Source organism: Komagataeibacter xylinus, from assembly GCF_004302915.1.
GTDB lineage: Bacteria > Pseudomonadota > Alphaproteobacteria > Acetobacterales > Acetobacteraceae > Komagataeibacter > Komagataeibacter xylinus_C.
In genome coordinates, this window is sequence record NZ_QQBI01000074.1 from 1 (window position 1) to 4,740 (window position 4,740).

4 protein-coding genes are annotated in these 4,740 nt (G+C 60.5%); 3 read left to right on the forward strand and 1 reads right to left on the reverse strand.

Annotated elements, in window-relative coordinates; genetic code table 11:
* Positions 1 to 699: IS110 family RNA-guided transposase (locus DV027_RS16975; RefSeq protein WP_165399235.1), on the reverse strand; the 699-nt coding region annotated here is incomplete at its 3' end.
* Between the two features lie 211 nt (positions 700 to 910).
* Here DV027_RS16975 and DV027_RS16980 point away from each other — a divergent pair.
* The 3 genes from DV027_RS16980 to DV027_RS16990 all read left to right on the forward strand — a co-directional run.
* Entirely contained in the window at positions 911 to 2,011 is a 1,101-nt protein-coding gene (locus DV027_RS16980; RefSeq protein ID WP_130732964.1) for a Fic family protein, read from the forward strand.
* 378 nt (positions 2,012 to 2,389) lie between these two features.
* On the forward strand, positions 2,390 to 3,835 hold the full coding sequence (locus DV027_RS16985; RefSeq protein ID WP_130732965.1) for a tyrosine-type recombinase/integrase: 1,446 nt from the start codon (positions 2,390 to 2,392) through the stop codon (positions 3,833 to 3,835).
* Positions 3,836 to 3,921: 86 nt separating this feature from the next.
* Positions 3,922 to 4,740 (forward strand): ketopantoate reductase family protein (locus tag DV027_RS16990; RefSeq protein ID WP_242621991.1); only part of this gene is annotated, 819 nt, incomplete at its 3' end.

Genomic DNA, 4,740 nt, shown 5'->3' on the forward strand with positions numbered 1-4,740 from the left:
CGGAACGGCCGCGACGATCGCGCTGGCAGTGATCGGGCCGATACCGGGAATGCCAGCCAACCGACGGCTGACACTGCTTGCCCGATGTTCCGCGACGATCTGCTTCTCGATATCGTCGATGCGTTGCTCAGGAGCCCGCAGATGCGCGACAATTTCCTGAAACAGTTTCCGAGCGGGCTCGGGCAACATTTCCTGCTCCGCATGCAGCACTGTAATCATCTGGTTCAGACCCGCGACGCCAGCTGCCGATATAATACCGAACCCGGCAAGGTGCCCCCGCAGGGCATTGACCTGCATGGTTCTTTGACGCACCAGCAAATCCCTCGTCTTGTGCTGAAGCAACGCTGCCTGCTGAGCCGGTGATTTGACTGGCACGAAGCGCATCGTCGGGCGGGTCACCGCCTCGCAGATCGCCTCGGCGTCAGCGGCATCAGTTTTACCCTGCTTGACGTAGGGCTTCACATAGACTGGCGGCATCATCCTGACCGTATGTCCGAAAGCCGCAATCGAGCGCGCCCGGTAATGCGACGTGCCACACGCTTCCATACCGATCAGGCATGGCGGGAGTGTTTCAAAAAACCGGAGAACTTCACCGCGCCGTAAGCGACGGCGTACGAGAATGTTCCCAAGACTATCGATCCCATGCACCTGAAAAACATTCTTGGCCAGGTCGAGGCCAATCGTCGAAATCGTTCCCATAGGTGGCTCCATGCGTTGTAGACGGTGACGATTTCATCCTCGCACATTTCGTGCGGGGGCCGTCCACAACATCACCTCTCATTATGGAATGCTGCGGGCCACTCTGGGTTCATACGCAGCATAATCCGTCACGCCGAAGGATCGATAGATTAGACTTCTATCAATCATAAAAATGCGATAGAATGATTGATAGAGCCTTGGGATATCAATCATGCTTTGGAATTGGCAGCTTCCGGACTGGCCACATTTTCACTTCGAGAAAAGCTGTCTGCGAGACGCCGAAACGGAGTTCCTGAAAGGTTCAGGCGTGGTCGTCGGTGCGATGCAGCATCTGGACAAAGACGCCAATCAGCATCTTGTCGTTCAACTCATGTCGCAAGAAACGGTCGAGAGCTCCGCTATTGAAGGCGAGGAGCTTGATCGGGCCAGTGTGCAATCGTCGATTGCGCGACACCTTGGCTTCGCCACAGACAGGCGACGTTCTACGCCAACTGAGGCTGGGGCCGCTGAATTGATGGCGGACCTCTATCGGCATTATGCGGCCCCTTTGACTGACCAGAGTCTCTTTGAGTGGCATGCCATGCTCATGAACGGTCGGCGAGATCTGGATGTCATTGGCAGATATCGGACGCATGCCGAGGCAATGCAGATTATCTCCGGCCCCATCCATGCGCCGCACATCCACTTCGAAGCCCCGCCATCTCGAAGCGTCCCTTCGGAGATGGCGCAGTTTATCGGCTGGTTTAACAGGACCGCCCCAAGCGGGATCGACCCCTTGCCCGCGATTGAGCGGGCTGCGATTGCGCATCTGTGGTTTGAGACCATTCATCCCTTTGAAGATGGAAATGGTCGCATCGGACGGGCTATTGCTGAAAAAGCATTGGCGCAAACCCTCGCAGCCCCAACGCTGACGGCGTTGGCCGCGACCATCAATACATACAAGAAAGCGTATTATCTCGAACTGCATCGGGCCAGCAAGACGAACCAGATAGAGAACTGGATGGTCTGGTTCTCTCAGGTCGTGTTGGAGGCGCAATCCCGCACGCTTCGGAACATCCGGTTTCTTATTGAGAAAACGCGGTTTCTGGATCGCTTACGCGGAAAACTGAACATTCGTCAGGAGAAGGCCCTGCTTCGAATGCTGGCAGAAGGGCCTGATGGTTTTCAAGGTGGCCTGAGTGCCCAGAATTATCGGTCGATTACAGGGGCGACGTCTGCCACGGCGACGCGTGATCTGGTTGATCTGGTGGCGCTTGATGCTCTTATTCGGACAGGAGAAAACCGGTATGCCCGGTATTCTCTTCGTCTCTGACAAACATGTAGTTTACTGTTCAGCCACGAAAAAACCTTCAAGGTCGCTGCTTATGGACGCGGATAATCTGACAGAGCTCCCGACCGCGCTGGATAGCATTTTCTGCCACGATTAACTGGACGGTGCCAAATAGGTGGTTGGTAAAATAGGATTTCTGTTCCCATTCATGAGGCATTTCGACAAAAATCCCAAAATGCGCTTGTTCCAGAGCCTTTCCACCCTACCTGCCTGTCTGCCCCTCCCCTGCTGCCCGCGTAGCGGTCGGCTCTGTCCTGCCGAACCGATCGCCCAGCCTAGGCCGGGCCAGCGGAAAAGAGGCAGGGGCGACCCCGGTCACCTTTTCTGCACCCAGGGGTCTTCGGACCGGGAAAGCCGGTCATGCTGAGCGACATCCGCATCCTCGGCTCCAGCAGGCGCGCGCAGGCCGCGCTGCACGCCCGCGTTGACCATTTGACACGACAGCGTCTGGCCGAGACACAGGACCCGGCGCGCTGGCGCGAAATCCTCTCGACCGCGCGGTTCACCCCGCCCCTGCCCCTGCTTCTGGCGGGCATCGAATTGCCGGACGGTAGCTATTCCCCGGATATCCCCCTCGCCCAGGGCGTGCCATATGCGTCGGCTGCCCAGCAGATGGCTCAGGACCATGTGGCCGATGTCCCATCGGGGTTCGAACTGGCTGTCGGACTGGAAATCGACGACGGTACGCCCAGCTTCCTGGCCTGGTTCCGGCCGCTCCAGCCCGTAGGAGCCTGTCCCGGGACGTCAGACGCATCGCCTCCTGCGCCCGTCGGCCAGCCGGCTGCTGCCGTCGCGCAATGGTTTTCCGTCGTCTCGACACAGCCTGTGCCCGAACATGATGGCCGCCTGGCCACGGCCCGTCAGGCGGCCGATGCCTATATGCACCGCAGCAAGGCCGAAAACACGCTGCGCACCTATCGCGCCGCCGTGCGGTCCTGGTGTCGCTGGGCTGCCGGTCATGCCCTGCCCGCCCTGCCGGCCCGCGGCGAGGATGTTGCCGCCTATCTGGCCGACATGGCGCTGCAGGGCCGCAGGACCAGCACCATAGACCTGCATCGGGCCGCCCTGCGCTACCTGCATCACCTGGCGCAGATTGCCGTACCCACCGCCCACCCGATGGTGACCGCAACGCTTGCCGGCATCCGGCGGGAGGCAAAGGAGACTCTGCCCCGCCAGAAAACCGCGCTCACCTGGGACAGGCTGGTCCGGGTCGTCGAAGCCATCAGTCCACATGATCTGGTCGGTGCGCGGGACCGGGCCATTCTCCTGATCGGTTTTGCTGGCGCGTTCCGGCACTCCGAACTTGCCGCACTGAAGGTGGACGACATCACGGTGGATGAGGATGGCATGCAGATCCGGCTGGGCCGGTCCAAGGGTGATCCCCAGCGCAAGGGTACTCTGATCGGCATCCCGCGGGGCCTGACCCGGAACTGCCCGGTTCTGGCATACGAGACCTGGCTCCGGCAGGCCGGGATCACGGAAGGTCCGGTCTTCCGGCGCATCTGGTCCGCGCGGGGCCACAGGGCGGGAGTCACTCCCGTCGGAGCCCCGCCCAGGATCGGGCCGCACGCCCTGTCGGACCGGGCAGTCACGGACATCATCCGCAAACGCTGTGGCGACACCCACCTTGAGGGGGACTTTGGCGGACACAGCCTGCGCCGCGGCGCCATCACCACGGGGGCGAAAGACGGGTATGATCTCCTGGAACTGAAGCGCTTCTCGCGGCACAAAAGCCTTCAGGTCGTCGAGACCTATATCGACGCGGCCAGCATCAAGGCCCGGCACCCGGGAAGATCGAGATTCTGAGCCTGTCTTGACCCCTGCCGCCAGAGCGCTTCAACTCGCCCTCAACCGCAACACGTCAGGGCGGATCAAAGAGAGGAAACAGCGTCATGGGTTCCAGAATTCTTGTTGTCGGCGCAGGCGCCGTGGGTGGGTATTTTGGCGCCCGCATGGCCAGCGCCGGGCATGACGTGACCTTTCTGGTGCGCGAAAGGCGCCTGCAGCAGCTCCGTGCCGGGGGCCTGTGCCTGATCAGTTCCGTTGGCAACGTCACCATGACCCCCCGGATGGTGATGGCCGGTGGGATTGAGGGGCCCTACGACATCATCCTGCTCAGCGTAAAAGCCTATTCCCTGATGGCTGCAATGAACGATTTCGCGCCTGCGGTGGGACCGCAGACACGGATTGTCCCGCTTCTCAACGGCATGCAGCATCTTGATATTCTGGCAGACCGCTTTGGCCCTGCCGCGGTCATGGGAGGCACGTGCTTTATCGTCAGCATGCTTGATGCGCAGGGGCGCATTGTCCAGACGGGCTCCCTTCCCCGGCTTTCCGTCGGGGAGCGGGACGGTAGCAATACGCCAGCGGCGCGCAGTATTGCGGAAACCCTGTCGGGCCCCGGATTTAAAACCGTGTGTTCCACCCACATCCTGCAGGATATGTGGGACAAATGGGTGCTGCTCGCCGCCTTGGGCAGCATCTGCTGCCTGATGCGCGGAACCGTGGGGGATATCGCCAGCCAGCCAGCAGGTCAGGGCTTTGCGCAGGCGGTCATCCATGAATGTGCGTCAACGGCCGCCGCTGCCGGTTATCCCCTGCGGGATGCCGCGCTAAAGGGCACTGTCAGTCTCCTGTGTAAATGCTGTTTCAAAATTCCCCACATGTGCTGTCGGAAAATTCCCCAGCACGGATATGGTGATCAGCCATTG

What these genes read in the sequence shown, in the direction of transcription:
- DV027_RS16980 (WP_130732964.1), top strand. Translation starts at nt 911, where the DNA reads ATGCTTTGGAATTGGCAGCTTCCGGACTGGCCACATTTTCACTTCGAG.
- DV027_RS16985 (WP_130732965.1), top strand. Translation starts at nt 2,390, where the DNA reads ATGCTGAGCGACATCCGCATCCTCGGCTCCAGCAGGCGCGCGCAGGCC.